Here is a 26935-nt window from a genome sequence, read left to right as displayed (position 1 = left end):
GCCTTGCCGGTCGGGCTGTGATTTGTCGGGGACTATCTGAATGAGCCTTCTGGCCAGACTCGCGCCGCATCTTCCTTATGTGCGCCGTTACGCACGCGCCCTGACCGGCGATCAATCCACGGGCGACAACTATGTCCGTGTCGCTCTGGAGGCCCTGGCGGCCGGCGAACAGCAACTGTCGGCTGACATGACGCCGCGGGTCGCCCTTTATCATGTCTTCCACGCCATCTGGTCCTCGACCGGCGCGCAACTGGAAACCGGCACGCTGGAAACCACGGGCAGCGACGCCTCGCAGCGTCTGCTGCGCATCGCGCCGCGCTCCCGTCAGGCCTTCCTGCTGACGGCCCTTGAAGGCTTCACCCCTTCGGAAGCCGCGCAGATCCTGTCCGCCGATCCGCGCGACGTGGAGCGTCTGATCGCCGACGCCCAGGCCGACATCGACGCCGAACTGGCCACCGATGTTCTGGTCATCGAAGACGAGGCCATCATCTCTGCCGATATCCAGAGCCTGGTCACGGAACTGGGTCACCGCGTCACCGGCACCGCCACGACGCACGACGAGGCGATCGACGCCGTCGCCCGCCACAAGCCGGGCCTGGTTCTGGCCGACATCCAACTGGCCGACGGCTCGTCGGGCATCGATGCGGTCAAGGATATCCTGAAGACCATGGACGTGCCGGTGATCTTCATTACCGCCTTCCCGGAACGCCTGCTGACCGGCGAGCGCCCTGAGCCGACCTTCCTGATCACCAAGCCCTTCCAGCCGGAAACGGTGAAGGCGGCGATCAGCCAGGCGCTGTTCTTCCACCCGTCACGCCAGAAAGAAGCCGCTTAAAACGCGGTCTCCTTCGGGCGCCAAGATCGGCCTCGGTCCCTCGGGATCGAGGCCTTTTCTTTGTTTTGCGCCAGCATCGATGGGCGAAAGTACGAAGGCGCAAAAAAAAGGCGATCGAGGTCGGGAACCGGCTTCAGGCGCCGTCGTTATCGGTCCGTGGAGGCGGCGACGCCCCCCGACTTGATCTGCGAAAGCTGATCATGCCGCCTCCGCGCCTCATTCTCGATGATGCCACTTCAAAGCGATCCGCAAGGGTCGCTTTTTTCTTGGCGCACACCTCGACCGAGGCCCCCGTCGCGGCCAAGATGGTGGCCAAAGAAAACGCACGGAGAGACGCCAATGGCTTCGACAATCGGCAAGACGAACCGTCAATGGGTGCTGCGCCAGCGTCCCAAGGGCCTGATCCAGCCCGGCGATCTGGAACTGGTCGAGACGGCCATCCCTGATCTGAAGGAGAACGAGGTGCTGGTCCGCACCGTCTATCTGTCGCTGGACCCGACCAATCGCACCTGGATGAACGATTCCGAGGGCTATCTGCCGCCGGTCGGCCTGGGCGAGGTCATGCGCGGACTGACCCTGGGCGTGGTCGAAGCCTCGCGATCCAGCCGCTTCAAGGCCGGCGATGTCGTCATGCCGACCTCGGGCGGCTGGGCCGACTATGCGGTCGTGCCGGAAGGCGGTCTTCGCCCGGTCCACCGTGCGCCAGGCCTGCCGCTGACGGCCAATATGTCCGTGCTCGGCATGACCGGTCTGACCGCCTATTTCGGCGTCACCGATGTGTTGAAGGCCAAGGAAGGCGAGACCATCGTCATCTCGGCCGCCGCCGGGGCGGTCGGCTCCATCGCGGGGCAGATCGCCAAACAGCGCGGGTGCCGCGTCATCGGCATCGCGGGCGGCCCGCAAAAGTGCGCCTGGCTGACCGACGAACTCGGCTTCGACGCGGCTATCGATTACAAGAACGAGGATGTCGGTGAGGCGCTGGACCGTCTGGCCCCCGACGGCGTCGATCTGAACTTCGAGAATGTCGGCGGCGACATCATGATCGCGGTCTTCAACCGGCTGAAGGTCCACGGACGGATGGCGGTCTGCGGCCTGGTGTCCTCCTACAATGCGACCAAGGCGCCGCCGTCGCCGAACTTCGCGCGCATCATCACCCATCGCCTGCACGTCCAGGGCTTCCTGGTTCTGGACTACGCCCCGCGCGCTCGCGAGATGGTCGCGGAAATGGGCCCGTGGCTGGCGGACGGCCGGGTGAAGTGGAAGGTTCACGTCGACGACGGGCTGGAAGGCGCGGTGGGATCGTTGAATCGCTTGTTCACCGGCGATCACGACGGCAAGCTGCTGGTTCGCGTTTCCGAAGAACCCGCCTGAACCCAAGGTCTGCGCATGAGCGATCCGCTGCACGTCCATTTCGAAGACCTGGAGGTGGGGCAGGTCGTGCCGCTGGGCGCCTGTGCGGTCGATCAGGGGGCGCTGGACGTCTTCATCGAGCGGTTCTCGCCGGGCTGGGACGTGGCCTACGGCGCGCCGGACGCCATGGTCTATGTGTTGTGGAGCCGTCTCGCGGCCGACAAGTCCGGCGGCTGGGCCCAGACCAAGGTCCTGGCCGTCGATGGGCTGCGTTACATGCGCAATCCCCCGGCGGGCGAACTGCTGCGGGGTCGCATGACGGTGATGGGCAAGGATCCGGTCGGAGACGACAAGGGCATCGTCATCGCCTCGCATGACCTTCTGGACGAGGCCGGGCGTCTGGTCTTTTCCTGCCTGACCCGGGCGCTGTTCTCGCGCCGCTGAAACGACAAACGCCCCGCCGGCGAACCGGCGGGGCGTTGATCGATCGTCGACAGACGGGTCTTAGTTGACCGAGGTCGGGGCCTGGGCCTGACGCATCACGGCCATGGCGATCAGGCGGTCCCATCCGACCAGCGACACCAGGTGGGCGTAGATCTGGCCCAGGGCGCCGTTGTCGCGCAGCTCGACCAGCTTCTCGGCGGGCAGGGCGCGCAGCTTGTCTTCCGACACCGCATAGTATTCGGCCAGCTTCTGCGGCTGACCCGGCGTGCCGTCGGGATTGCGCGGCGTGAAGTGGGCTTCGCGGATGTCCAGCAGGTCCAAATCCTTGACCAAGGCGACGAAGCCCTCTGTGCGCTGGCGCTCCTGTTCGAAGTTGTTGCAGAACTCCATCGCCATGTTCGTGTAGTCGCTGGGCTGGCCGTCGACGAACAGCGGGTTCTGGCCGCCTTCGGCGACGATCGACGCGCCGCGGTCGATGCACAGGATCAGGCGCTGGTTCTGCTTGTCGTCGGCGAAGACGAACGGATAGCGGCGCACATAGGCTGGCACATAGGCGTCGGCGCGGAACTCGCCGTCGGGCGCGACGAACAGGTTCTCGTTGGAGCTCAGGCCCATCACGGCGACCGGCTGGCGGTTATCGCCGGTGAAGATGATCGGATAGGACAGGGCGGCGGCCGAGAATTCGGTGACCGTCAGCGGCACGATATTGGTCTGGGCCACGAAGGCGTAGGGCTTGTCGCTCGGGTTCACGCCCAGGCCGCCGTGGACGCTCTGATCCAGCGGTTCGGGGTTGGTGTAGAAGAGGACGTTGCCTTCAAGCGGCGAATTGTTCGTGTCGGTCATGAAGCGAGGACGCTCTGGTTAAAGATCGGAGGCGCGCCTTCTAGCCCAACGCCGCGCAACCGGCAAACCCGCGATGCGTCGGTTGCAGTGGGGGTCGCCAGCCATTAGCTGTGGCGTATGGGTTCCGCCTGCGATCACGACCATGACCATTCCGGCCTGAACGGCGGGGCGCTGGACCGCGCCCTGGCGGCGGCCGAGGCGCGCGCGGTCCAGCAGGGCGAGCGGATGACCGCCCAGCGCCGGCGCGTCCTGGCCCTGCTGCTGGAAAGCGGCGAGCCGGTGAAGGCCTACGATCTGATCGCACGCTTCGGCGAAGACGGCCAAGCCGCCAAGCCGCCGACCGTCTATCGGGCGCTGGAGTTTCTGGAACGGCTGGGCATGGTCCACCGCATCGCTTCCATCAGCGCCTATGTCGCCTGCACCGACGATGGCGAGGCCGCCCACGCGGCCGCCTTCCTGATCTGCGACTGCTGCGGCGCGACGCGCGAGGTCAGCGGCCCCGACCAGAGCGCCATGAACGCCGCCGCCTCAGCCGCCGGCTACGCCATCGCCCGCACGACGATCGAAGCGCATGGTCGCTGCGCCGCCTGTCGCGACGTCGCATGACCATGGATGCGGCGTTGATGTCCCCACCGCGTCGCCTGTCCGTGCCGATCGACAATCGCTGGGGCGCCGGCGAGATGGCCGTGCTGGATTTCGGCGATCCGAACCGGCCGGTCGACCTGATCTTTTCTCACGCCAACGGCTTCAACGCCGCCACCTACCGCAGCCTCTTGTCGCCGCTGTCGGCGTCCTTGCGGATCTGGGCGCCGGATCTGCGCGGCCACGGCCGATCGGCGCTGCCGACCTTCGCGCGGCCCAAGACCAGCTGGCTGGACCACCGCGACGACCTGCTGGCGCTGCTGGAGGCCATCGACGGCCCGCCCGTGGTCATGGCCGGCCATTCGATGGGCGGCACGGCCTCGCTTCTGGCGGCCGCCGTCCTGCCGGATCGGGTGTCCAGCCTGGTGCTGTTCGATCCGGTGATCTGGAAACGCTCGGCGGTCTTCGCCTTCAACCTGCCCTTCGCCCACAAGCTGATGAAGGCGATCCCCATTGCCAAGGCCACCCTGCGCCGTCGCAGCCAGTTCGACAGCCGCGAACAGGCCATGGCCGCCTATCGCGGGCGCGGCGCGTTCAAGGGTTGGCCCGACATGGTTCTGGCCGACTATCTTTCCGAAGGCCTGAGCGAAGGCGACGGCGGGTTCAGCCTGACCGCCGCGCCGGCCTGGGAGGCGGCCAACTACGCAGCCCAGGCGCACGATCCGTGGCGGGCCATGAAACGCTATCCCGGGCCGGTTCGCATCCTCAAAGCCGAATACGGCGCCCTGACCCATGTGCCGGTTCAGCCCCGCGGCCTGCCCAATGTCTCGGTCGAGGTCGTGTCCGGCGGCGGACACCTGTTCCCCATGACCCATGCTGACGTGGCGCGCGACGCCCTGTTCGACGCCGCCGTCTGAGAACGAATTCTGTAGGCGGAGCATGGGCGCGCGCTATAAGGGCGCCGCTGAGCATAACGCCCGCCGCCCGAGACGCCGCTTGTCCTTCTTCCACGCCGGTCCCGCGCCCAAAGGCGCCGGCCCCCGCTCCGGGGCGCTGCGCGACGGTTTGATCCTTGCTCCAGGCATGAAGGTCGGCCTGTTCGGCGGCTCCTTCAATCCCGCCCACGACGGTCACGCCCATGTCGCCGAGACCGCCATGCGACGTCTGGATCTCGACCGGGTCGTCTGGCTGGTCTCGCCGCAGAACCCGTTGAAGGACGCCCGTCACAGCGCGCCGCTGGCGGACCGCATGGCCTCGGCGCGCCAGCATGCGCATGGTCCGTCTATGATCGTCTCGGATTTCGAGAGCCGGGCCGGCGTCGCTTGGACGGTCGACACCCTGCGCCTTCTGGTCGCGCGGCATCCCGGCGTGCATTTCGTCTGGCTGATGGGGTCGGACAATCTGGCCAGCTTCCACCGCTGGAGAGGCTGGACCGACATCATGCGGCTGATGCCGGTGGCGGTCATCGCCCGGCCAGGTTCGCTGCTGGACAGCCGCACGGCGCCGGCCGCCGCCCGCTTCGCCGGTTTCCGCATTCCGGCTCAGCAGGCGGGGCTCCTGCCGACGCTTCAAGCGCCCGCCTGGACCTATCTGACGGCGCCGCTCAACCCCCTGTCGTCCACGGCGATCAGGACCTGCGCAGGCGTGCGCGCGACCTCGTGATCGCCGGATGATTCGGGCGGCGGTTCACGTTGCGGCCCATCCGTGCTAGAGGGCTTCTTTAGTCAACGCTCCCGGAGCCCTCCGCTGACCCCCTCGCCCGCGTATGATACGCAAGACGCCGCCGTCTCGAATACGGCGCACGAGATGGACCCTATCGAACCTCTCCATTCCGAAGACGGCTTTGAATCCGACGCCTCCCCGCGCGGCTTCGACGATTCCGCTCCCCGCCCCGTCGGCTCCACGCCGCTGGAAGAAGCCCTGCTGAGCCGCCTCGACGAGGACAAGGCCCAGGACATGGTCCTGATCGACCTGAAGGGCAAAAGCGCCATGGCCGACACCATGATCGTGGCGTCCGGTCGTTCGCACCGTCACGTCGGCGCCATCGCTGACCACCTGCTGCGCACGCTCAAGGAACAGGGCCTCGGCAAGGCCAAGGTCGAGGGCCTGCCGCACTGCGACTGGGTTCTGATCGACGCCGGCGATGTGATCGTGCACCTGTTCCGTCCGGAAGTGCGCACCTTCTACAACATCGAAAAAATCTGGGCGGTCGATTCCGCTCACCGCATGGTCCGCGACTGACACCATGAAGCTGAGCATCGTCGCCATCGGCCGACCGGGCCGGGGGCCTGAAGCGACGCTCGCCGACGACTACGCCAAGCGCGCCACCCTGTCGGGACGCGCGCTTGGCCTCGGTCCCCTCGAACTGGTCGATCTGGAAGCTCGCAGACCCGGCAAGGCGCCGGAGGCTGAGTTGATCTTGGCTGCCGCAGAGGGCGCGCACCTGATCGCCTGCGACGAACGGGGAAAGACCTATTCCTCGCGCGCCTTCGCCGACCACATCGCCAAACTGCGGGATCAGGGCGAGCGTCGCCTGGTCTTCGCTATCGGCGGGGCGGACGGGCTGGACGCCAGCGTGCGCGACGCTGCGTCCTCGACCCTGGCCTTCGGTCCCCAGACCTGGCCCCACGCCCTGGCGCGCGCCATGCTGGCCGAACAGCTGTATCGGGCCGTGACCATCCTGGCCGGATCGCCCTATCATCGCGACTGACATGCGTCGCGCCATACCCTTATCGCTGGCCCTGCTGACGGGTTTCGTCTGCGCCGCCCCGGCGATGAGCCGACAAGCGCCCGAGAGCGAACTGTCGCGCATCCAGGCCGAATACCGCGACGAGACGGTGCGCGCCCGTCGTCTGCGCGCCGACGCCGACGCCGCCAAGACCGAACTGGCTCAGTTGGAGCGCCGCCTGGCCTCGCTGCGGGCCGACGAACAGACCGGCGACCGTCAGATCGACGATCAGCGCGCCCGGCTCCAGCAACTGACCGAACGCGAGGCCGAACTGGTCACGGACCTGGCGCGTGAGCGCGGCGCCCAGGGGCGTCTGCTCAGCGCGCTGCAGATGATGAGCCGCCGCCCGCCGCCGCCCTTGCTGGTGCCCGCCGACAAGGCCATCGACACGGTGCGCGCCTCCATCCTGCTCAAGGCCATGACGCCGGATCTGGAAAGCCGCGCCAAGGTGCTGGCCGCCCGTCAGGCCGAGATCATGCGCATCCGCCGCCTCGCCGTCCTGTCCTCGGAGCGACTGCTGACGACCGAGAGCGAGCAAGGCGACCGGCGCGGAGAGATCGAGGGGCTGACGGCGCGCAAGACCGCCCTGACCGCCGTCCTGAACGCTGAGGCCCGCGCCGCCGAACGCGCCGCCGCCGTGCTGGAGCGCCGCATTCGCGAACTGGGCGGCGCGGTCCCGACCACCCAGGCCGAAGAGACGCCGACCGCTCGCCTTCCGGCCGGACGCGGCCGCCTCAGTTCGCCCGTCGCCGGCGCGCCCAGCCAGACCTGGGGCGCTGGAACCTCTGGCTGGCGCTGGCGGGCGGACCGCGCGGCCGTCACCGCGCCCGCCGACGCCAAAGTCGCATACGCCGGACCGCTGACGGGGTGGGGCAATGTCGTGGTGCTGGACCTCGGGCCCGGCTGGCGCGCCGTCATCGCCGGCTTGGAAAGCGTCGATGTCGGCCCGGACGCCCGGGTCTCGGACGGCCAGACCCTGGGGCGCAGCGGCCCGGACGGCGATGTCTATTTCGAACTGCGTCGCGACGAACGGCCGATCGATCCGGGACCGTGGTTGCGTTGAACCCGCAATAGTCCTTTGCATTCTCGTCTGACGCTGATTTTATCGGCGGGACGCCGCGTCGCCACGATTTGGTCGTGACGACGGGGCCTTAACCTTCCCACGGGCGCCCACAGTGATCGGCCCGACCGAAAGAGACCGAATGCGTAAACTGCTCCTCGTCGGCTGCGCCGCTCTGGTGCTCGGCGGATCCGCCGCTGCTGTCAGCAGCCAGACCCCGCGAAACGAAACCTTCCGCATGCTGGAGCTGTTCGGCGACGTGGTGGGCATCGTCGAGCAGGCCTACGTCGTCCCGGTCGACAACAAGAAGCTGATCGAGGCCGCGCTGGCCGGCATGATGACGGCGCTGGACCCTCACTCCAACTATCTGCCGCCCTCCAACTACGATGACCTGCGCGAGCGCACCGAGGGCCAGTATTCGGGCGTCGGCCTGACCATCAGCGCCGACGGCGGCATGGTGAAGGTCATCTCGCCGATGGACGACAGTCCCGCCGCCAAGGCCGGGGTCCAGGCGGGCGACGTGATCTCTTCGATCGAGGGCCAGAACGCGGCGGGCCTGACGGTCAGCCAGGTGTCCGAGAAGCTGCGCGGCGCCGTGGGCACCAGCGTCAAGGTGACCTTCCTGCGCGACGGCTCCGACCCGCTGGAAGTGACCCTGACCCGCGAGGTCATCAAGGTTCAGTCGGTCACAGGCCGGGTCGAGGGCGACTTCGGTTATCTGCGCGTCTCGACCTTCAACGAAAACACCGGCCGCGAGCTGAACGAGGCCATCGCCAAGATCAAGGCCGAGAAGCCGGGCGTGAAGGGCTATGTACTTGATCTGCGCAACAATGGCGGGGGCCTGCTGAACGCCGCCATTGATGTGTCCGACGCCTTCCTGGAACGCGGCGAGATCGTCAGCCAGCGGGGCCGCAAGCCCGAGCAGATCCAGCGCTATTCCGCCAAGCCCGGCGACATCACCGGCGGCCTGCCGCTGGTGGTGCTGGTCAACTATGGCTCGGCCTCGGCGTCGGAAATCGTCGCCGGCGCCCTGAAGGATCATCAGCGCGCGACCGTGGTCGGCCTGACCAGCTTCGGCAAGGGCTCGGTCCAGACGGTGATTCCGCTGCGTCAGGGCCAGGACGGCGCACTGTCGATCACGACCGCGCGCTACTACACCCCGTCGGGCGCCTCGATCCAGAAGATCGGCATCGAGCCGGACCTGGAGGTGGCGCGTTCGGAGGCCGAGGCGCGCATCGTCTCGCGCTCAAGCTTCATCTATTCCGAGGCCGCCTACGCCACGGCGCTGGACGCCTCCATCGGCGCCGAGCGCAAGGGCCCGCACACGCCGCGTGAAGCCCCCGGCGAGAGCTTCGACAAGGAAAAAGACTATCAGCTGGAACGGGCGCTGGACGTGCTGCGCGCCGGCGGCGACCTGACGAAACTGTCGGCTGCGCCCGAAGGCATCGTCGTCACCGAGCCAGGCTCCGAGCCCAAGCCCGACGCCGAGCCGGCGGCGGACGAACCGAAGGAAGAATAGGACATGGAAGGGCGGCGCGAGCCGCCCTTTTTCTTGCGCCTACGACAGACGGTCGCGGAACTCGGAGTAATCGAACTCTCGCACGATCTTCAGCGCATCCGTCTCGCTGTTCCACAGCACGATGGACGGCAGCGGCACGCCGTTGAAGGTGTTGGTCTTCACCATCGAATAGTGGGCCTGGTCCAGAAACGCGATCCGCGTCCCCGCCGTCGGCGCCGTCTCGAAGACGTAGTCGCCGATGATGTCGCCCGCCAGGCACGACGGCCCGCCCAGGCGATAGGTCACGCCTGTCTCGCCTTCGTTCAGCATGGCCGGACGATAGGGCGCCTCGATCACATCGGGCATGTGGCAGGTCGCGGAGATGTCGGTGATGGCGACCGCGATGCCGTTGTCGAAGGTGTCCAGCACCTCGCCGATCAGTATGCCGGCGTCCAGCGCCACAGCCTCGCCCGGCTCGATATAGACCTCAAGCCCATGCATCTCGCCCAGCCGGCGCAGGAAGGCGGCCAGGTCGTCGCGCCGGTAATCGGCCCGCGTGACATGGTGCCCGCCGCCCAGGTTGATCCATTTCAGGTCGGACAGCAGCGGCGCCAGCGTCGGCTCCACCGCCGCCCAGATCCGCTCCAGCGGCTCGAAGCCCTGTTCGCACAAGGCATGGATGTGCAGGCCGTCGACGCCGTCCAGATGTTTCGGCTTCAGTTGCGACACCGGGAAACCCAGGCGGGATCCGAACTGGCAGGGATCGTATTTGGCGACCTCGGCCTCGGAATGCTCGGGGTTCAGCCGCAGGCCGATGTCGAACGTCTCGCCCTCGGCGCGGGCCGTGGCGATTGCATCGGCGAACCGGGCGATCTGGTCCGGGGCGTTGAAGATGATCGTGTCCGACAGACGCAGGATTTCGGGCAGGTCCGCCGGCTTGTAGGCCGGCGAATAGGTGGTCAGGTGGCCCTGATAGAACTCCCGCGCCAGCCGCGCCTCCCATAGGCCCGAGGCGCAGACGCCGTCGAGGTATTCCCCAACGACGTCGGCCAGCGACCACATGGAAAAGGCCTTGAGGGCCAGCAGAACCCGCGCGTTTCCGCGAGCGCCTACGTCCTTCAGGACCGACAGGTTGCGACGCACCGCCGCCTCGTCCACCACGAAGGCGGGCGACGGGACGCGGTTCAGATCGAACCGGGCGAAGGCGCCCGGTCCGCCGGCTTGGGTCTGCATGGCCATGGTCTGAGCCTTAGAAGTCGAGAGGGGCGTCCAGGTCCTGAACCTTCCACGGCAGGCCGTGCTTGTTCAGCATGTCCATGAAGGGATCGGGATCCAGCTGTTCCATGTTGAACACGCCCGCGCCCTTCCACTGCCCGGTCAGCATCAGGGCCGCGCCGATCATGGCGGGGACGCCGGTGGTGTAGCTGACGGCCTGGTTGCCGGTCTCGGCATAGGCTTCCTGGTGGTCGCAGATGTTGTTGACGTAGACCGTCTTGGCCACGCCGTCCTTCACGCCCGTGGCGATGGTGCCGATATTGGTCTTGCCCTTGGTGATCGGACCCAGCGACGACGGTTCCGGCAGCAGGGCCTTCAGGAACTCGATCGGGATGATCTCGCGGCCCTGGAACATCATCGGCTCGATGGAGGTCATGCCGATGTTTTCCAGCACTTCGAGGTGCTTCAGATAGCTGTCGCCGAAGGTCATCCAGAAGCGGATGCGCTTGATCTCGGGATAGAATTTCGCCAGCGATTCCAGCTCCTCATGGTACATGAGGTACATGTTCTTGGGACCCACGCCCTCGAAGTCGAAGGTCTGTTTGTGGCTCAGCGCCGGGCCTTCGACCCACTGGCCGTTTTCCCAGTGACGCGACGGTGCGGTCACTTCGCGCAGGTTGATCTCGGGGTTGAAGTTGGTCGCGAACGGCAGGCCCGTGTCGCCGCCGTTGCAGTCCAGGATGTCCAGCGTCTCGATGGAATCCAGCAGGTGCTTCTTGGTGTAGGTCGCGAAGACCGAGGTCACGCCGGGATCGAAGCCCGAACCCAGCAGAGCCATCAGGCCGGCGTCCTTGAAACGGTCCTGATAGGCCCACTGCCACTTGTACTCGAACTTGGCCTCGTCGCGCGGCTCGTAGTTGGCGGTGTCCAGATAGTCGACGCCGGCGGCCAGGCAGGCGTCCATGATCGACAGGTCCTGGTAGGGCAGGGCCAGGTTCACGACCAGCGCGGGCTGAACCTGTTTGATCAGGGCGGTGGTCGCCGCCACGTCGTCGGCGTCGATCTTGGCCGTGTCGATGGTGACGCCAAAACGCGACTTCACGGATTGCGCGATCGCGTCGCACTTGGACTTGGTGCGGCTCGCCAGGGTGATATGCGAGAAGATGTCCGCATTCATCGCCATCTTGTGGACGGCCACCGAACTGACGCCGCCCGCGCCGATAACCAGCACCTTGCTCATCTGTGCTTCTCCCGAAGTCTGAAACCCTGGCGACAGCGCCGCCCCTATAAAGGGCGCGGCTCTTAGCACGATGATGACAATCCGCTAAATCCCTGCGCCGATATTGGCTCTTATAGCGTGACCGGATCGCTCCGGTTGCCTTTGTAAGGTTTTTCCGCCATAAGCCGCCGCTTCCGACGCAAGTGAACCTCGCGTCTCCACCCACACGACAGCTCTCCGAGGAGAGAACGAGGTGGGCGAGAACCCTCCGCCGACGTGATCGTCGCCGGGGGCCGTTGTCGTATGGAGCCGTTTCACCCGTCGCCATGAGGTAGTGAATGTTCGAGGCTCTGAACGAGCGGCTGACAGGCGTCTTTGACCGGATCACCGGGCGCGGCGCCCTGTCCGAAAAGGATGTCGCCGAGGCGATGCGCGAAGTGCGCGTGGCCCTGCTCGAGGCCGACGTCGCCCTGCCGGTCGTCAAGGAATTCATCGCCTTCGCCACCGAGCGCGCGACGGGCGAAGAGGTTATCCGTTCGGTCAAGCCGGCCGATCAGGTGGTCAAGATCGTCTATGACGGCCTGATCGAGATGCTGGGCGGCGAAGAGCCGGTCCCGCTGAACACCAGCGCCAATCCGCCCGCCGTGGTGCTGATGGCCGGCCTTCAGGGCTCGGGCAAGACCACGACTTCGGCCAAGCTGGCGCTACGCCTGACCAAGTTCGATCGCAAAAAGGTCATGATGGCCTCGCTGGACACGCGTCGTCCGGCCGCGATGGAACAGCTGGCCACCCTGGGCAAGCAGATCGAGGTCGCCACCCTGCCGATCGTGGCGGGCGAGAGCGCGGTCCAGATCACGCGCCGGGCGCTGCAATCGGCCAAGCTTCAGGGTTTCGACGTCCTGATCCTCGACACCGCCGGCCGCATCACCCTGGACGAAGGGCTGATGAACGAGGTGGCCGAGGTCGCCGACATCGCCAAGCCCGTCGAGACCCTGCTGGTCGCCGACAGCCTGACCGGCCAGGACGCCGTTCGCACCGCCAAGGCCTTCCACGAGCGCCTGCCCCTGACCGGCCTCGTCTTGACCCGCGCCGACGGCGACGGTCGCGGCGGCGCCATGCTGTCGATGCGGGCCGTCACCGGCCTGCCGATCAAATATCTGGGCGCCGGCGAAAAGGTCGATGCGCTGGACGTGTTCGACGCCCGCCGCGTCGCCGGCCGCATCCTGGGTCAGGGCGATATCGTCGCCCTGGTCGAAAAAGCCAGCCAGGATCTGGATCAGGCCAAGGCCGAGAAGATGGCCCGCAAACTGGCCAAGGGTCAGTTTGATCTGGATGACTTGGCCGGTCAGCTTCAGCAGATGAAGCGGATGGGCGGGCTTCAGGGCATCATGGGCATGCTGCCCGGCGTGGCCAAGATGAAGGGTCAGATGGCCGAGAGCGGCATCGACGACCGCATGATTCTGCGTCAGGAAGCCATCATCTCCTCGATGACCAAGGCCGAGCGCAAGAAGCCCGATCTGCTGAACGCCTCGCGCAAGAAGCGGATCGCCGCCGGCGCCGGCGTTGATGTGCAGGACGTGAACCGGGTTCTGAAACAGCACCGCCAGATGGCCGACGTGGTCAAGTCGATGGCGCGCGGCGGGCCCAAGAAGATGCAGCAGATGGCCGCCATGCTGGGCGGTCTCGGCGGCGGCGGCATGCCCGGAATGGGCGGCGGCGGCCCCGACATGGCCCGCCTCAAGGCGCTGGGCGGCGGCAAGATGGCCGAACCCTCCGCCGACGATCTGAAAGCCATCCAGGACCGGCTCGCCGGACTGGGCGGCGGACAACTTCCGGGAGGTCTTCCTGGCCTGCCGGGCTTCCCTCCCAAGAAATAACGACTTCCTAGAAAGAGACCTGAAATGCTGAAGATTCGTCTGGCCCGCGGCGGCGCCAAGAAGCGCCCCTACTACCACATTGTCATCGCCGACTCGCACTCGCCCCGCGACGGCAAGTTCATCGAGAAGGTCGGCAGCTACAACCCGATGCTGCCCAAGGACGGCGCCACCCCGCGCGTCGCCCTGAAGGTCGAGCGCATCGCCGAATGGCTCGGCAAGGGCGCCCAGCCGACCGACCGCGTCGCCCGCTTCCTGTCGCAGGACGAGACCCTGGGCCAGAAGGTCAAGTGGACGCAGTCGAACAACCCGAACAAGGGCGCTCCGGGCAAGAAGGCGCAAGAGCGCGCCGCTGAACGCGCCCAGCGCGAAGCCGACCGCCTGGAAGCCGAAGCCGCCGCCAAGGTCGAGGCTGCCGAAGCCGCCGCCCGCGCCAAGGAAGAGGCCGCCGCCGCCGCCGAAGCCGCCAAGAACGCTCCCGCTGCTGAAGAAGCGCCTGCCGAAGAGGCTCCGGCCGCTGACGCCGCCGCCGAGGAAGCCCCGGCTGCTGAAGCGACCGAGGAAAAGGCCGAAGGCTAAGCCTTTCGGTTTGACGATGATCAGGGCGGCGTCTTTCGACGCCGCCTTTTTCATGGGTTAAGAACACGCATGACCACGGACAGCAGATTGATCCTCGTCGGCCAGGTCGGCGGCGGCTTTGGCGTGCGGGGCGAGGTGCGGGTGACCGCCTTCACCGCCGACCCCCTGGCCCTGACCGCCTATGGCCCTCTGCTGCGCGCCGACGGGACCGTGGCCCTGACCCTGACCTCGACGCGGCCCGACAAGAACGGCGTCGTTGGCCGGGCCAAGGAGATCACGTCCAAGGAACAGGCCGACGCCCTGCGCGGCCTGAAGCTGCACGTCCCTCGCGCTCGGTTCCCCGAGCCGGACGAGGACGAATTCTACCTCGCCGACCTCTTGGGCGTTCAGGTTCGCGATATGGGGGGCGCGGTCATGGGCACGGTGAAATCGGTCCAGAACTTCGGCGCCGACGACATGCTGGAGATCGCGCCCGCCGCCGGCGGCCCGACCTGGTATCTGCCGTTCACCAAGGAAGCGACGCCGGAACTGCACCTGGCCGACGGCTGGCTTCTGGCCGTGCCGCCGACCGAGGTGGGCGAGCGCGAGCCGGACTGAAGTCTCGTCACCGCTCCCGTCGGTGTTGCGGATGGGCCGAACGGCGCCGACATAGGCCTATCGCAATAGCCGAGGCCGCACCCATGACCGACTTGTCCGCCTTCCCGATCACGCAACGCTGGCCGGCCCAGCACCCCGATCGCATCCAGCTGTATTCCCTGCCGACGCCCAATGGGGTGAAGGTCTCGATCATGCTGGAGGAGGTCGGCCTGGCCTATGAGCCGCACCTGATCGACATCACCAAAAACGAGACCTGGGGGCCGGAGTTTCTGTCGCTGAACCCCAACGGCAAGATCCCCGCCATCCTCGATCCCAACGGCCCGAACGGACAGCCGCTGGCCCTGTTCGAATCCGGCGCCATCCTGATTTATCTGGCGGAAAAGACCGGCAAACTGCTCTCGGCCGACCCGGCGACCCGCTACGAGACGATCCAGTGGGTCATGTTCCAGATGGGCGCGATCGGCCCGATGTTCGGCCAGCTGGGTTTCTTCCACCGCTTCGCGGGCAAGGAATACGAGGACAAGCGCCCGCGCGACCGCTACGTCGCCGAAAGCCGCCGCCTGCTGGGCGTGCTGGAGACGCGGCTCGCCAACGACGGGGGAGAGCCCCGCGACTGGCTTGTCGGCGACTATTCCATCGCCGATGTCGCCACCCTGGGCTGGGTCCGCAACCTGATCGGCTTCTACGAAGCGGGCGAAATCGTCGGCTTCGCCGACTTCCCGCGCGTCGCCGCCTGGCTGGAGCGCGGCTTGGCCCGCCCCGCGGTCCAGCGCGGCCTCAACATCCCGGCGCGCGACTGATCTGAACCTCGCCCCGTCGGTCGCGTTGTCTGCTCACACCAACAGGAGCGCGACCGATGGGCATCTTCTCTTCTATCTGGAACAAGATCACGGGCCACAAGCCGAAGGCGGCCCCCGTTCCGCCGCCGGCCTCGACGGCCGGAATTCCTGCGCCCAGCGCTGCGCCTGCCCCGACCGCCGCGCCGGCCTTGCCGCCCGTCGATGTCGAGGCGGTCCTCAGCGATCTGGCGGCGTCCAAGGGCGGCGGCGGCAACTGGCGCACCTCGATCGTCGACCTGCTGAAGCTGCTGGACCTGGATTCCAGCTTGGCCGCCCGTAAGGAGCTGGCCGAGGAACTGAACGTCCACGCCGGCGAGCACGGCTCGGCCGAACAGAACATCGCCCTGTCCAAGGCCGTCTGGAAGAAGCTGGCCGAAAACGGTGGTCAGGTCCCGGCTTCGCTGCGCGACTAGCCCCCTCAGCTGGATCAGGCCGGCGGTCTGATCCAGCGCATCGCGGCCAGCGCCGCAAACCCAACGACCAGACCCCAGAAGGCCGATCCGACGCCGAAGAGGGTGAGGCCTGACGCCGTCGCCGCAAACGTCAGCACGGCCGCCTCGCGCGATCCGACCTCCGTTATCATTGTCTGGAGCGCGCCCGTCAGCGGCGCGATCAGCGCCAGACCTGTCACCGCCGCCAGCACGGCTGTCGGCATGGCGATAAACAGTCCGGCCAGCGGCGCGGCGAACAGAGCCACGACTAGATAAAGACCGCCGTAGATCACGCCCACGATCCAGCGCCTGGCGGGGTCGGGATGGGCGTCCGGCCCGGTGCAGATCGCCGCCTTCCAGTCGAAGACGGGCGCGACCGGCTCCAGATGGCCGAACAGGCCGGTCCCTGCGGGCAGCGCCAACTGCCCCCGCATCGCCAGCACCGCAAAAGCCGCCGCCAGCACGGCGGGCAAGGCCCAGGTCGGCCACAGACGTCGGAAGATCAGGAAAGCCGCGATCAGCCCGACGACCAAGGCCGTCTCGTCCGGCACGATCTTGAACAGTCTCAGCACGAAGGGCAGCAGCACCCCCGCCAGCATGGCCGAGGCGATGGCCGCCGGGATCCGCGCCGCCAGCCGCCCCAGCACCGGGATCAAGCCGGTCAGGATCATCAGCAGGGCGGCGAAGACGAAGGCGCCAATCGCCGTCGGCCACGACAGGCCCAGGGTCGAGGCCGCCAGCAGGGCCGCCCCGGGCGTGGACCAGGCCAGAACGACGGGGATCTTCAGCCGCCAGGTTAGAAAGGCGCCAGGCGCCCCGATGCCGAGGCACAAAGCCGTCACCATCGACCCGATCTGGCCCGCGTCCGCGCCCAAGGCCTGGCCCGCCTGAACCACCAGGGCGGCCGTCCCGCCAAATCCGATCACCGTCGCCACGGCGGCGGACGAAAAGGCCGAGGCGGGCAGGGCGCGCATAGAAAAGGCCGGAGCAGTCATGCCCCGGCCTTAAACCGTCACCTTGGACGCAGGAAGAGCCGGATCAGGCTTCCCCGATCAACCTTCCCCGATCAACCTTCGATGTCTTCCGGCAGGCCCACGGCGTGGAAGCCGGCATCGACGTGGACGACTTCGCCCGTGGTCGAACGGCCCAGGTCCGAACACAGCCACAGGGCCGCGCCCGCGACGCCCTCCATCGAGGTCTCTTCCTTGATCAGAGAGAACTGCGCCGACTTGGAGTGCAAGCCGCGCCCGCCCGAGATGCCGGCCAGCGACAGGGTGCGCATGGCGCCGGCCGAGATGGCGTTGACGCGGATGTTCTTGGGACCCAGGTCGCGCGCAATATAGCGCGTAGCCGCCTCCAGCGCCGCCTTGGCTACGCCCATGGTGTTGTAGTTCGGGATGACCCGTTCCGACCCGAGGTAGGTCAGGGTGATCAGGCTGCCGCCGTTCGGCATCAGCTTGGCCGCGCGCTTGGACACGTCCACGAAGCTGAAGGCCGAGATGTTCATGGCCAGAAGGAAGCTGTCGCGCGTGGTGTTGTCCACGAAGCTGCCCTTCAACTCGTCCTTGTTGGCGAAGGCCACCGAATGGACGACGAAGTCGATCGTGCCGAAGGTCTTTTCCAGCTCGGCGAAGGCGGCGTCCATCGAGGCGTCGTTGGTGACGTCGGCGGGGATCAGCAGCTTGGCGCCGACGCTTTCCGCCAAGGGACGCACCCGGCGCTCCAGGCTCTCGCCCAGATAGGTGAAGGCCAGTTCCGCGCCCTGGGCCGCCAGCTGCGAGGCGATGCCCCAGGCGATGGAGCTGGAGTTGGCCACGCCCATGATCAGGCCCTTCTTGCCCTTCATGAGGTCGCCGGTCGGCATGTCCCAGCCTTCGGAAGTCGCCATGGTTCGTCTCCTGATGATTTGCGCGGAGGGTTAGCAGGGGCGGGCGTAAACCGGAACCCCCGCCGCCTTCCCTAGCGTCAGAGCAGGCCCGCGATCGCTTGGCGGGCCGCATCGCCCAGGTCGGGGCGTTTCAGGGCCAGGGCGACGTTGGCGCGCAGCAGGCCGATCTTGTCGCCGCAGTCGTGTGTGACGCCCGCATATTCGACGGCGGTGAAGCTCTGGTCCGTCATCAGTCGCGCCATGGCGTCGGTCAGCTGAATCTCGCCGCCCGCGCCCTTTTCCTGCGTCGCCAACAGGTCGAAGATTTCCGGCTGCAGGATGTAACGGCCCGAGATCGACAGGTTGGACGGCGCGGTTCCAGCCGCGGGTTTTTCGACCATGCCCTTCATGACGATGCGCGAACCGTCGCGGCTGACCGGATCGACGATGCCGTATTTGTGGGTCTGATCTTCCGGGACGGATTCCACGCCGATGATGTTGCCGCCGGTCTCGGCATAAACCTCGGCCAACTGCTTCAGGGCGCCGGGCTGAGAATCCACGATGACGTCGGGCAGGATGACGGCGAACGGCTCGTGGCCGATGATGTCGCGCGCGCACCAGACGGCGTGGCCCAGGCCCTTGGGCTGCATCTGGCGGGTGAAGCTCATCTCCCCGGCCGAGGCCAGTTCGGCGTTCATCATCTCCAGGATGTCGGTCTTGCCCTTGGCCAGAAGCTGGGCTTCCAGCTCGATCTGGTGATCGAAATAGTCCTCGATGGCGCCCTTGGAGCGGCCGGTGACGAAGACGATGTGCTCGATCCCGGCCTCGCGCGCCTCTTCGACGATGTAGGACAGGATTGGCCGGTCGACGACGTTCAGCAGTTCCTTGGGGGTCGTCTTGGTGCCGGGCAGGACCCGGGTGCCGAGGCCCGCGACGGGCAGTACGGCCTTGCGCAGGCGCGCGGGCGTTGTGGTCATCAAATCATCCTGACAGCTATCCCGCCCCTTCTAACCGGTGCGGACCGGCGAAAGAAGGGGCGGAACGGCGGTCGGGTTCCCCCTTACTTGGCGGGGCGGGCCATCGGCGTCATGGCGGCGATGGTCGCGCGCTGGGCCAGCAATTGGTCTTCCGGCAGCGGGATCAGGCCGCGGTCGGCCAGATAGCCGCCCTTGCCGGCGGCGCCTTCCGACAGGAACTCCTGCACGAACTGCTGCAGGCCCGGAATGACGCCGATATGGGCCTTCTTCACATAGATGTAGAGGCTGCGCGACAGCGGGTATTCACCGCTGGCGATGGTGTCGGCGGTCGGGGCCACGCCGTCGATGGTCTCGGCCTTCACCGTGTCCAGGTTCTGTTCCAGGAACGAATAGCCGAACACGCCCAGCGAACCCGGCGTGCGGGTCAGGGTCTGGACGATGGCGTTGTCGTTCTCGCCGGAATCGATCCAGGCGCCGTCCTCGCGCAGGGTGTGGGCGATGCCTTCAAACCGGTCCTTGTCGCCTTCGATCGCCTTGACCGCCGGCACCAGCTTGGCGCCCGGCGTCATGCCCAGCTCCAGGAAGGCGTCGCGCGTGCCCGAGGTGGGCGGCGGGCCATAGACTTGGATGCGCTGGTTCGGCAGGCCGGCGTTGACCTGGTTCCAGGTCTTGGCCGGATTGGCGACGAACTGACCGTTGGCGCCCGGCACTTCCTTGGCCAAGCCTTCGTAGAGGTCATTCAGTTCGAAGTTGAAGCCGTTGCCGTTACGGGCCGTGGCGATGACGATGCCGTCGAAGCCGATTTTGATCTCGACGATGTCGGTGACGCCGTTCTTGGCGCACAGGTCGAACTCGGACTGCTTCATCTGACGCGAGGCGTTGGCGATGTCCGGGGTGGTCGGGCCGACGCCCTGGCAGAAGGCCTGAATGCCGCCGCCGGTGCCCAGCGATTCGACACGCGGGGCCGCGCCGCCCGAACCGCGCGCGAAGGTCTCGGCGACCCGCGTGGCGAAGGGGAAGACGGTCGACGAACCGGCCGCCCAGATGCCGGAGCGCGCGCCGGAGGCGGAGCCGCCGCCGCCGTTGTCGCCACAGGCCACCAGGGCCAGAAGGGCGGCGGCCGAAGCCGCCAGTTTCAGTGTGCGGATCATCCAAGGCTCTCCCTGAGCATCGATTTCGCGATGCTTAGAGCAGAGGATTATGACAGTCCCGCGAAGGGGACCGCCGCCGCTACAGCAGGCGGCGGCGCATCACCTGCGACAGGGTGTCGATCAGGGTCACGGCGACCACGACGACGATCACGATGGCCGAGACGGCGCGGAAATCGAAGGCGTTCATGCTGTCGAACAGCACCTGGCCGATGCCGCCCGCGCCGATCAGACCCAGCACGGTCGCGGACCGGCTGTTGGACTCAAAACGGTACAGGGCGAACGAGGTCCACAGCGGCGCGACCTGAGGCAGGACGCCCCAGACGATCTCGTGCAGCTTGCCGGCGCCGGTGGCGCGCACGCCCTCGACCGGACCCTTGTCGATCGACTCGACCGCTTCCGAGAACAGCTTGGCCAGAACCCCGGCCGTGTTCAAGGTGATGGCCAGGACGCCCGCCAGAGGCCCCAGGCCCACGGCGGTGACGAACAGCAGGCCGATCACCAGATCCGGCACCGAACGCAGCAGGTTCATGATCCAGCGCACCGGCGTCACGACCCAGACGGGCGCGATGTTGCGCGCCGCCGCCAGACCCAGCGGGATACCCAGAATCACGGCCAGGAAGGTGCCCCACAGGGCGATCTGCACCGTCTCCCACATCTTGGCGACGAACATCTTCCAGTCGCTGAAGTCGGGACGCAGCAGGTCGTGGACGAACAGCTGAGTACTGTCATTGCCGGCGAACAGACGCGAGATGTTGCCCAGATCGACGGCGTCAATGCTGTACAGCAGGACGGCGGCGACGCCGCCCCAGACCAGGACGTCGGCGACCCAGGCGAGGGCGGACTTCTTGGGCGCCGCCGGAATCGCGACGGCGGGAGACGCGACTGCGGTCAAGGCCGGACCTCACGCAGGCTGCGCAGGCGTTGAAGCTCGCGCTCGGCGGCGGCGGCGGCGGCCGTATCGCCCTTGGCGCGGGCCTCGCCCAGTTTCTGGTCGGCGATCATCTCGCGGATCGGGTCCAGATAGCTGTCGTCGGCGGCGGTGAAGCGGGAATATTCCAGGTCCGCCAGAACCTTACGCTGCCGCTCGGCCTCGGCGCCTTCGCCCTGGCCATAGGTCAGGAAGAAGCTGCGGATCTTTTCCTTCAGCGCAGGATCCAGGTCCTCGCGCACGACGATGCCGCTCTCGGGGATCGGCGGCGAGGTCCAGATTTCCTCGATCTGGCCGGCCAGCTGCGGGTTCTCCTTGCGCATGAAGATGGTGTTCACGCTGTTGGAGGTCGCCACGTCGATCACGCCGGTCGCCACGCCGAAGGCGTTGGCCTGGTGGTTCGCCGAGCGCACGGTCTTGAAGCACTGGCTGGGGACCACGCCGCGCGGATTGAACAGGAAGGTCAGCGGGGCCAGGGTGCCCGAAGTCGACTGGGCGTCGCCGATGCCGAAGTTGTACTTCTTGCCGCACGCCATGACCTGATCCAGCGTGATGCCCGATCCCTTCTTGACGATCAGGGTCGACTGATAGCTGTCCAGACCCTCGCGGTTGACGGTGCGGGCGATGACTTCGGCCTTGGCGCGATCGATGGCCTCGACCTCAGGCTTGGCCGAGAACCAGCCCACCTGGGTGTGGTTGCCGCGCATGGCCTCGACCAGGACGGTGTAGTTCGAACCGAAATAGGGCTTCACCGGCACGCCGATGGCCTTGGACATGTCGTCCAGCAGCGGCTGCCACAGCGGGCCGGCCGAGGCTTGGCCTTCGGCGGACAGGATCGAGAAAGTGATCTCGCTGGGCGCGCCGCCCGCAGCCTTCTTGTCCTCGCCGCCGCCGCAGGCCGCCAGGCCCAGGATCATGACGGCGGCGCCGGCCGCAGCGATTAGACGGCGGGTGGGGGAAATGCGCGACAGGCTCATGCCTTGGTCTCCCAGAACGCGTCCTCGAACTCGGGACCGTAGATTTCGATCAGACGCTGTTGGTCCAGCGCCGTTGACGGACCGTCATAGACGATCTTGCCGCCCTGCAGGGCGATGACGCGGTCGCAATAGCGGATGGCGTAGTCGACCTGGTGCAGGGTGACGATCACCCCCATGCCGTCGCGCTTGTTCAGCTCGACCAGCAATTCCATCACCTTGCGGGCGGACACGGGGTCCAGCGAGGCGACGGGCTCGTCGGCCAGGATGGCCTTGGCGCCCTGCACGATGGCGCGGGCGATGGCGCCGCGCTGCTGTTGGCCGCCGGACAGGGTGTTGGCGCGCTGGGCGGCGTAGTCGCTGACGCCGACGCGGTGCAGGGCCGCCATGGCCTTGTCCTTGTCCGCCTGGGGCCACAGGCCCAGAAGGCCCTTCCATCCGGGCAGACGGCCCAGCGCGCCCAGCATGACGTTGGAGAACAGGCTCAGTCGCCCGACCAGATTGAACTGTTGGAAGATCATGCCCAGCTTGCCGCGCGCCTTGCGCACGGCGCCGGTGACCCGGCCGTCCTTCTGCACGGTCTCGCCGAACACCTGGATCGTGCCGGCGCCGGCGTCGATCGACTGCAGGCCGGTGATGGAGCGGAGCAGGGTGGACTTGCCCGAACCGGACGGACCGATCAGGGCGACCATTTCGCCGGAGGCGACGGAAATCGAGACGCCGTCCAGCGCCTTTCGCGATCCGAAGGTCTTCGACACGTCACGCGCCAGGACTAGCCCAGGGGCGGCGGCGGCTGCGGATGAACTCATGAACTCGCTAGGAGGCTATGGCGAAGGGGCGCCGCAATAAGCTGAAATCGCGCTCGGGCAAGTCCTAATCGCACGTCGGGCGCAATCTCGTCCAGACCCGAGCCGTTCAGGAGCCTTCTGCCGCACCCTTCACCCGGGCGTAGTCCGCCGGAATCGGCAAGGCGGCGCGCGATCGCTCAAGCGCCTGATCGGCCATCGTCCGGACTGTTGCGGCCAGACAAGGGATCGAGGCCAGCGCCCTCAAGCCTTTTTGCAGTCTGATGGCGACCGCAACGTCGCCGGCCCCGTAACGGGCGATCGGGCCGAACAGATCGTCGAGCAGATCGTCTTCGGAGACGCCCGGCATCATCAGGCGATCTCGCAGGGTCCGCTTCTCGTCTTCCGCGCCGTCTCGGGCCCAGATGTCCATCAACCTCACGCCGGTCGACACCACCTGAATGGCCGTTCCGGGATCGTTGATACCAGGCGACAGAGCCTTGGCGGCGATCTCGCCCAGAACGATCAGGCCGAAGCGAGGGTCTTGATCATAGGAGCGCGAGTCTCCGATCGCGAAGGCGGAGCAGAAGGCGTCCTGGGCCTCTTTGTCGCAGGCCGGCAGGCTGACCCGGGCGAGGACCTCCCCGCGTCGCACGAAGGCGCCCGGCGCAGCGACCACCTCGACATGGCAATCCCGCTTTTCGGCCATGGCCTGTAGGCGATCGGGATCGACGTTCTGAACATAGCCTGTTTCCGGCGCCGTCACGTCCGCGCCGTTTTGCAGATGGCCCCCGCGCCCGCCCAAAAACGGATTGTCGCGCCGCTGTTCCAGCGCCTCGCACGCCCGGGCCTCGACCAGATCGATCATGTGACCGACCCGCGCCAGGCTGGACAGGCGGTTGATCCAGGCTAGGAGGCGAAACGCCACCAGACCCACCATGGCCAGGCTGATCAGGAACAGGATCGCCCGACCGTTCTGTCCGTAATAATGGGCGTTGATCGCGGTGACGGCGACGATGGCGTACAGGAAGGCGCCGACGAAGGTCGCCAGCGACTTCTGGGTCTCGTCATCGCTGGTGACCAGAGCCGCCACGCGCGGACTGGCCGCCGACGACACCGACGTATAGGCCGTGACCATGGCGCCGACCGAAAAGGTCGCCACGCCCAATAGGCTGGACGCCAGGATCGTCAGGATCGATTCCACAGACTCGCCGCCCAGACGCTCGGCCATCTCCTGTGGCACCCAAGGGGCCAGGGCGGCGGCCAGCAAGGCTGCGGCGACGCCCGCGACCGCATAGGCCGTGGCGCGCACCCACAGCTGACGCCGCATTTTGCGCCAAAAAAACAGCCATCGATTCATCAAACCCTCCGAGCATCGCAACGGCGCAGAACGGTCAAGGTTGCCGTCGGATCGTGTCGTGGAGGGCGCAGGCCGGATTTGTGACAGCCAAACCTAAGCCCCGCCACGAAAAAACCTCTTTACATGACAGTCGCGCGTCCCCATATCGCGCTCTCCGGCGGACCCCGTAGGTCCTGTCTGCGCCGCTAACGCCGGTCTGGGTTTAACAATTAGCAGGGGGTTACGTGAATTGCGCACGTATCAGCTTCCCCTGGACCTGGTCCGTGAGCGGTCCCCTGAACGTCCCGTCGCCCTCGTGCGGCCGCGTTCGGTTTCCGTAGCGGCGCGCTGGTTCCAGGATAATCTAAAGGCCGACGTCTTCTACGCTGTGAAGGCCAACCCTTCGCGCTGGGTCGTTGAAACCCTGATCGAGGCTGGCGTTCGCGGCTTCGACGTGGCGTCCATCGCCGAGATCGAGCTGGTTCGCTCGGTCAGCCACGACGTGCGCCTGGCCTTCATGCATCCGGTCAAGAGCCGCTCTGCAATCACCAAGGCCTATTTCGATCACGGCGTGCGCACCTTCTCGCTCGACTGCATCGACGAGCTGAACAAGATCCTCGACGCCACCGGCGGCGCGGACGACCTGAACCTGATCGTGCGCATGGCCGTCTCGGCCGACGGCGCCGCCTATACGCTGTCGGGCAAGTTTGGCGTGTCGTCGGATCAGGCGCCGGCCCTGCTGATGGCGACGCGCCAGGCGGTCAAGGACGGCCTGATGGGCGTCTCCTTCCACGTCGGCAGCCAGTGCATGCGCCCGACCGCCTATCAGGCCGCCATGGCCCAGGTCGGCCGATCGATCAGCCGTGCGGGCGTGATCGTCGATATCGTCGATGTCGGCGGCGGCTTCCCCTCGGTCTATCCGGGCATGGTTCCGCCGGACATGAGCGAATACGCCGATGCCATCCATCGCGGCTTCAACGAGATGCCGGTGTCGGAAACGACCGAGCTGTGGTGCGAGCCTGGCCGGGCGCTGGTCGCCGAAAGCTCGTCGATCCTGGCCCGTGTCGACCTGCGCAAGGGCGACGCCCTCTATCTGAACGACGGCTCCTACGGCTCGCTGTTCGACGCGACCCACTCGCGCTGGCCCTTCCCGACCAAGCTGGTCCGGGATGGCGAAAGCGCGGGCGATCTTAAGGCGTTTCAATTCTACGGCCCGACCTGCGATTCCATCGACCATATGCCGGGACCCTTCTGGCTGCCGGCCGATGTGCGCGAAGGCGACTTCATCGAGATCGGCATGCTGGGCGCTTATGGCGTGGCCATGTCGACGGGCTTCAACGGCTATGGCGAACACGACATCGCCGCAGTCGAGGACGCCCCGATGGCTTCGCTCTACGGTCTGGCCCCGCGCTCCATCCCCACCGTGCGCACCACGGCGGAAGAGAACGCCCGCAAGGTCGTGCGTCTGTCACGCCCCAAGGGTAAGGCCGGTCAGCGCAAGTCGCGCCGGAAATAAGAGACTAAACGTCACCCTCGGGCTTGTCCCGAGGGCCCATGGTTGACGTCCCGACAAGGGATTGTGCGACCGACAGATGGGCCCTCGGGACAAGCCCGAGGGTGACGGTCTATGAGGAACCTCGGTCGCTCCGTCCCGACGTTCCCAACGGTCATGACGGGCGCTCAAATCAAAAGGGAAACCTCCGAAATGAACGCACCCGTTTCGTCCAACGCCAAGGCCCAACTGCTGCAGAATGTCGTCGAGCACGTCGACATCACCAGCTTCGATGCGCGCCCGATCATCGACTCGATGCGCAAGATGTCCTTCTCGTCGCGCGACACCGCCCGCGCCGCCGACATCTTCTCGATGGCCATTGAGGACAAGGACTGCTCGCCTTGGCTGATCCTGGCCGGTTCGACCTCGGCCGGCGGCTGCATGCACGTCTACCGCGACATGGTGAAGTTCGGCATGGTCGACGCCGTCGTCGCCACCGGCGCCTCGATCGTCGACATGGATTTCTTCGAGGCCCTGGGCTTCAAACACTATCAGGCGGCCGGCGAGGTGGACGACAACGTCCTGCGCGACAACTACATCGACCGGATTTACGACACCTATATCGACGAGGAAGAGCTCCAGGCCTGCGACCACACCATCCTGGAGATCGCCAATCGTCTGGAGCCGCGCGGCTATTCCAGCCGCGAGTTCATCTGGGAAATGGGCAAATGGCTGTCGGAGGGCAACGCCAAGAAGCCCGGCTCGCTGATCCAGACCGCCTATGAAGAGGGCGTGCCGATTTTCTGTCCGGCCTTCGTCGATTCATCGGCCGGTTTCGGCCTGGTCAAGCACCAGAAGGAACGCGCGGCCGCAGGCCAGCCCTATCTGATGCTGGACGCCATCGCCGACTTCCGCGAACTGACCGACATCAAGATCGCCGCCGGCGTCACCGGCCTGTTCATGGTCGGCGGCGGCGTGCCCAAGAACTTCGCCCAGGACACCGTCGTCTGCGCCGAAATCCTGGGTGTCGAGGCCGAGATGCACCGCTATGCGGTCCAGATCACGGTCGCCGACGTCCGCGACGGCGCCTGCTCGTCGTCCACGCTGAAAGAGGCCGCGTCGTGGGGCAAGGTCCAGACCACCCACGAACAGATGGTCTTCGCCGAGGCCACCACGGTCGTCCCCCTGATCGGCTCCGACGCCTACCACCGCGGCGCCTGGAAGGCCCGCGACAAGCGCCGCTGGAACAAGTTGTTCGAGAAGGACTGATCAAAGAAAAAAGGCCGGCGGATCGCTCCGCTGGCCTTTTTTGTCTGGCAGTCCACCTT

General features: G+C 66.7%; 28 protein-coding genes. 17 read left to right on the top strand and 11 right to left on the bottom strand.

The window, feature by feature from the left end; genetic code table 11:
* The first annotated feature begins 40 nt into the window (after positions 1-40).
* From ASF31_RS10245 to ASF31_RS10235, 3 genes are all read left to right on the top strand, one after another.
* Complete coding sequence (locus ASF31_RS10245) at positions 41-835, top strand: response regulator (protein WP_026108480.1); 795 nt, start codon at positions 41-43, stop codon at positions 833-835.
* Positions 836-1174: 339 nt separating this feature from the next.
* The gene (locus ASF31_RS10240) at positions 1175-2206 is read left to right on the top strand and encodes an NADP-dependent oxidoreductase (RefSeq protein WP_055754557.1); all 1032 of its coding nucleotides are present in this window, start codon (positions 1175-1177) and stop codon (positions 2204-2206) included.
* A 15-nt stretch (positions 2207-2221) separates the two neighbouring features.
* Positions 2222-2629: an acyl dehydratase gene (locus tag ASF31_RS10235; RefSeq protein ID WP_017505512.1), complete on the top strand. Its 408-nt coding sequence runs from the start codon at positions 2222-2224 to the stop codon at positions 2627-2629.
* Positions 2630-2689: 60 nt separating this feature from the next.
* Here the strand turns inward: ASF31_RS10235 and ASF31_RS10230 are convergent, their stop codons facing one another.
* Complete coding sequence (locus tag ASF31_RS10230; protein ID WP_055754556.1) at positions 2690-3472, bottom strand: SapC family protein; 783 nt, start codon at positions 3470-3472, stop codon at positions 2690-2692.
* 117 nt (positions 3473-3589) lie between these two features.
* Between ASF31_RS10230 and ASF31_RS10225 the strand changes: the two genes are divergently transcribed.
* From ASF31_RS10225 to ASF31_RS10195, 7 genes are all read left to right on the top strand, one after another.
* A complete protein-coding gene (locus ASF31_RS10225; RefSeq protein WP_017505514.1) occupies positions 3590-4078 on the top strand; it encodes a Fur family transcriptional regulator in 489 nt (162 codons plus the stop codon).
* A gap of 2 nt (positions 4079-4080) precedes the next feature.
* Positions 4081-4971: an alpha/beta fold hydrolase gene (locus tag ASF31_RS10220; protein ID WP_055754695.1), complete on the top strand. Its 891-nt coding sequence runs from the start codon at positions 4081-4083 to the stop codon at positions 4969-4971.
* A 79-nt stretch (positions 4972-5050) separates the two neighbouring features.
* Positions 5051-5716, top strand: coding sequence for a nicotinate-nucleotide adenylyltransferase (locus ASF31_RS10215; RefSeq protein ID WP_055754694.1), 666 nt, complete (start codon positions 5051-5053; stop codon positions 5714-5716).
* 144 nt (positions 5717-5860) lie between these two features.
* Positions 5861-6295 (top strand): ribosome silencing factor, encoded by a 435-nt coding sequence (gene rsfS, locus ASF31_RS10210; protein ID WP_082064315.1) that lies wholly within the window; start codon positions 5861-5863, stop codon positions 6293-6295.
* Positions 6296-6299: 4 nt separating this feature from the next.
* The gene (rlmH, locus tag ASF31_RS10205; protein WP_055754555.1) at positions 6300-6764 is read left to right on the top strand and encodes a 23S rRNA (pseudouridine(1915)-N(3))-methyltransferase RlmH; all 465 of its coding nucleotides are present in this window, start codon (positions 6300-6302) and stop codon (positions 6762-6764) included.
* Position 6765: 1 nt separating this feature from the next.
* Positions 6766-7845 (top strand): murein hydrolase activator EnvC, encoded by a 1080-nt coding sequence (locus tag ASF31_RS10200; RefSeq protein ID WP_045809528.1) that lies wholly within the window; start codon positions 6766-6768, stop codon positions 7843-7845.
* Between the two features lie 139 nt (positions 7846-7984).
* On the top strand, positions 7985-9361 hold the full coding sequence (locus ASF31_RS10195; protein ID WP_055754554.1) for a S41 family peptidase: 1377 nt from the start codon (positions 7985-7987) through the stop codon (positions 9359-9361).
* Between the two features lie 39 nt (positions 9362-9400).
* On the opposite strand, the gene ASF31_RS10190 is transcribed toward ASF31_RS10195, so the two are convergent.
* Together ASF31_RS10190 and ASF31_RS10185 are read right to left on the bottom strand one after the other, a co-directional pair.
* A complete protein-coding gene (locus tag ASF31_RS10190; RefSeq protein WP_235551312.1) occupies positions 9401-10579 on the bottom strand; it encodes a carboxynorspermidine decarboxylase in 1179 nt (392 codons plus the stop codon).
* A gap of 10 nt (positions 10580-10589) precedes the next feature.
* Complete coding sequence (locus ASF31_RS10185; RefSeq protein ID WP_055754553.1) at positions 10590-11795, bottom strand: saccharopine dehydrogenase family protein; 1206 nt, start codon at positions 11793-11795, stop codon at positions 10590-10592.
* Positions 11796-12112: 317 nt separating this feature from the next.
* On the opposite strand from ASF31_RS10185, the gene ffh reads away from it, so the two are divergent.
* The 5 genes from ffh to ASF31_RS10160 all read left to right on the top strand — a co-directional run bounded on the left by ffh (position 12113) and on the right by ASF31_RS10160 (position 16076).
* The gene (gene ffh / locus ASF31_RS10180) at positions 12113-13651 is read left to right on the top strand and encodes a signal recognition particle protein (protein WP_055754552.1); all 1539 of its coding nucleotides are present in this window, start codon (positions 12113-12115) and stop codon (positions 13649-13651) included.
* A gap of 24 nt (positions 13652-13675) precedes the next feature.
* The gene (gene rpsP / locus ASF31_RS10175) at positions 13676-14227 is read left to right on the top strand and encodes a 30S ribosomal protein S16 (RefSeq protein WP_055754551.1); all 552 of its coding nucleotides are present in this window, start codon (positions 13676-13678) and stop codon (positions 14225-14227) included.
* Between the two features lie 69 nt (positions 14228-14296).
* A complete protein-coding gene (gene rimM / locus ASF31_RS10170; protein ID WP_055754550.1) occupies positions 14297-14824 on the top strand; it encodes a ribosome maturation factor RimM in 528 nt (175 codons plus the stop codon).
* Positions 14825-14907: 83 nt separating this feature from the next.
* Positions 14908-15624, top strand: a complete 717-nt coding sequence (locus ASF31_RS10165; RefSeq protein WP_055754549.1) for a glutathione S-transferase N-terminal domain-containing protein — start codon at positions 14908-14910, stop codon at positions 15622-15624.
* 56 nt (positions 15625-15680) lie between these two features.
* Complete coding sequence (locus tag ASF31_RS10160) at positions 15681-16076, top strand: DUF3597 family protein (protein ID WP_055754548.1); 396 nt, start codon at positions 15681-15683, stop codon at positions 16074-16076.
* A 14-nt stretch (positions 16077-16090) separates the two neighbouring features.
* Here the strand turns inward: ASF31_RS10160 and ASF31_RS10155 are convergent, their stop codons facing one another.
* The 8 genes from ASF31_RS10155 to ASF31_RS10120 form a co-directional block, all read right to left on the bottom strand.
* On the bottom strand, positions 16091-17089 hold the full coding sequence (locus ASF31_RS10155; RefSeq protein WP_235551311.1) for a benzoate/H(+) symporter BenE family transporter: 999 nt from the start codon (positions 17087-17089) through the stop codon (positions 16091-16093).
* Between the two features lie 71 nt (positions 17090-17160).
* Positions 17161-17958, bottom strand: a complete 798-nt coding sequence (locus tag ASF31_RS10150) for an enoyl-ACP reductase (protein ID WP_162233964.1) — start codon at positions 17956-17958, stop codon at positions 17161-17163.
* A 101-nt stretch (positions 17959-18059) separates the two neighbouring features.
* The gene (gene galU / locus ASF31_RS10145; RefSeq protein WP_055754545.1) at positions 18060-18938 is read right to left on the bottom strand and encodes a UTP--glucose-1-phosphate uridylyltransferase GalU; all 879 of its coding nucleotides are present in this window, start codon (positions 18936-18938) and stop codon (positions 18060-18062) included.
* 83 nt (positions 18939-19021) lie between these two features.
* The gene (locus tag ASF31_RS10140) at positions 19022-20089 is read right to left on the bottom strand and encodes a substrate-binding domain-containing protein (protein ID WP_055754544.1); all 1068 of its coding nucleotides are present in this window, start codon (positions 20087-20089) and stop codon (positions 19022-19024) included.
* Between the two features lie 79 nt (positions 20090-20168).
* The gene (gene phnE / locus ASF31_RS10135) at positions 20169-20981 is read right to left on the bottom strand and encodes a phosphonate ABC transporter, permease protein PhnE (protein WP_045809538.1); all 813 of its coding nucleotides are present in this window, start codon (positions 20979-20981) and stop codon (positions 20169-20171) included.
* The gene (phnD, locus tag ASF31_RS10130) at positions 20978-21994 is read right to left on the bottom strand and encodes a phosphate/phosphite/phosphonate ABC transporter substrate-binding protein (protein ID WP_055754543.1); all 1017 of its coding nucleotides are present in this window, start codon (positions 21992-21994) and stop codon (positions 20978-20980) included. The genes phnE and phnD overlap by 4 nt, the downstream gene beginning before the upstream one ends.
* Positions 21991-22800, bottom strand: coding sequence for a phosphonate ABC transporter ATP-binding protein (gene phnC / locus ASF31_RS10125; RefSeq protein ID WP_055754542.1), 810 nt, complete (start codon positions 22798-22800; stop codon positions 21991-21993). Before phnC ends, phnD begins: the two co-directional genes overlap by 4 nt.
* Before the next feature lie 106 nt (positions 22801-22906).
* On the bottom strand, positions 22907-24106 hold the full coding sequence (locus tag ASF31_RS10120) for a DUF2254 domain-containing protein (RefSeq protein ID WP_235551310.1): 1200 nt from the start codon (positions 24104-24106) through the stop codon (positions 22907-22909).
* Positions 24107-24365: 259 nt separating this feature from the next.
* On the opposite strand from ASF31_RS10120, the gene ASF31_RS10115 reads away from it, so the two are divergent.
* Positions 24366-25631 (top strand): type III PLP-dependent enzyme, encoded by a 1266-nt coding sequence (locus tag ASF31_RS10115; protein ID WP_055754540.1) that lies wholly within the window; start codon positions 24366-24368, stop codon positions 25629-25631.
* A 153-nt stretch (positions 25632-25784) separates the two neighbouring features.
* Positions 25785-26876 carry a deoxyhypusine synthase gene (locus ASF31_RS10110; protein WP_200918614.1) on the top strand — a complete coding sequence of 364 codons (1092 nt, stop codon included), beginning with the start codon at positions 25785-25787 and terminating at the stop codon, positions 26874-26876.
* The last annotated feature ends 59 nt before the right edge of the window (positions 26877-26935 follow it).

Source organism: Brevundimonas sp. Leaf280 (assembly GCF_001422455.1).
Taxonomy (GTDB): Bacteria; Pseudomonadota; Alphaproteobacteria; order Caulobacterales; family Caulobacteraceae; genus Brevundimonas.
This window is presented reverse-complemented; position numbering and strand designations above follow the sequence as displayed.

Coding starts and splice junctions, on each gene's coding strand:
- ASF31_RS10245 (WP_026108480.1), top strand. CDS start 41: ATGAGCCTTCTGGCCAGACTCGCGCCGCATCTTCCTTATGTGCGCCGT.
- ASF31_RS10240 (WP_055754557.1), top strand. CDS start 1,175: ATGGCTTCGACAATCGGCAAGACGAACCGTCAATGGGTGCTGCGCCAG.
- ASF31_RS10235 (WP_017505512.1), top strand. CDS start 2,222: ATGAGCGATCCGCTGCACGTCCATTTCGAAGACCTGGAGGTGGGGCAG.
- ASF31_RS10230 (WP_055754556.1), bottom strand. CDS start 3,472: ATGACCGACACGAACAATTCGCCGCTTGAAGGCAACGTCCTCTTCTAC.
- ASF31_RS10225 (WP_017505514.1), top strand. CDS start 3,590: ATGGGTTCCGCCTGCGATCACGACCATGACCATTCCGGCCTGAACGGC.
- ASF31_RS10220 (WP_055754695.1), top strand. CDS start 4,081: ATGGATGCGGCGTTGATGTCCCCACCGCGTCGCCTGTCCGTGCCGATC.
- rsfS (WP_082064315.1), top strand. CDS start 5,861: ATGGACCCTATCGAACCTCTCCATTCCGAAGACGGCTTTGAATCCGAC.
- rlmH (WP_055754555.1), top strand. CDS start 6,300: ATGAAGCTGAGCATCGTCGCCATCGGCCGACCGGGCCGGGGGCCTGAA.
- ASF31_RS10200 (WP_045809528.1), top strand. CDS start 6,766: ATGCGTCGCGCCATACCCTTATCGCTGGCCCTGCTGACGGGTTTCGTC.
- ASF31_RS10195 (WP_055754554.1), top strand. CDS start 7,985: ATGCGTAAACTGCTCCTCGTCGGCTGCGCCGCTCTGGTGCTCGGCGGA.
- ASF31_RS10190 (WP_235551312.1), bottom strand. CDS start 10,579: ATGGCCATGCAGACCCAAGCCGGCGGACCGGGCGCCTTCGCCCGGTTC.
- ASF31_RS10185 (WP_055754553.1), bottom strand. CDS start 11,795: ATGAGCAAGGTGCTGGTTATCGGCGCGGGCGGCGTCAGTTCGGTGGCC.
- ffh (WP_055754552.1), top strand. CDS start 12,113: ATGTTCGAGGCTCTGAACGAGCGGCTGACAGGCGTCTTTGACCGGATC.
- rpsP (WP_055754551.1), top strand. CDS start 13,676: ATGCTGAAGATTCGTCTGGCCCGCGGCGGCGCCAAGAAGCGCCCCTAC.
- rimM (WP_055754550.1), top strand. CDS start 14,297: ATGACCACGGACAGCAGATTGATCCTCGTCGGCCAGGTCGGCGGCGGC.
- ASF31_RS10165 (WP_055754549.1), top strand. CDS start 14,908: ATGACCGACTTGTCCGCCTTCCCGATCACGCAACGCTGGCCGGCCCAG.
- ASF31_RS10160 (WP_055754548.1), top strand. CDS start 15,681: ATGGGCATCTTCTCTTCTATCTGGAACAAGATCACGGGCCACAAGCCG.
- ASF31_RS10155 (WP_235551311.1), bottom strand. CDS start 17,089: ATGACTGCTCCGGCCTTTTCTATGCGCGCCCTGCCCGCCTCGGCCTTT.
- ASF31_RS10150 (WP_162233964.1), bottom strand. CDS start 17,958: ATGCCGACCGGCGACCTCATGAAGGGCAAGAAGGGCCTGATCATGGGC.
- galU (WP_055754545.1), bottom strand. CDS start 18,938: ATGACCACAACGCCCGCGCGCCTGCGCAAGGCCGTACTGCCCGTCGCG.
- ASF31_RS10140 (WP_055754544.1), bottom strand. CDS start 20,089: ATGATCCGCACACTGAAACTGGCGGCTTCGGCCGCCGCCCTTCTGGCC.
- phnD (WP_055754543.1), bottom strand. CDS start 21,994: ATGAGCCTGTCGCGCATTTCCCCCACCCGCCGTCTAATCGCTGCGGCC.
- phnC (WP_055754542.1), bottom strand. CDS start 22,800: ATGAGTTCATCCGCAGCCGCCGCCGCCCCTGGGCTAGTCCTGGCGCGT.
- ASF31_RS10120 (WP_235551310.1), bottom strand. CDS start 24,106: ATGCGGCGTCAGCTGTGGGTGCGCGCCACGGCCTATGCGGTCGCGGGC.
- ASF31_RS10110 (WP_200918614.1), top strand. CDS start 25,785: ATGACGGGCGCTCAAATCAAAAGGGAAACCTCCGAAATGAACGCACCC.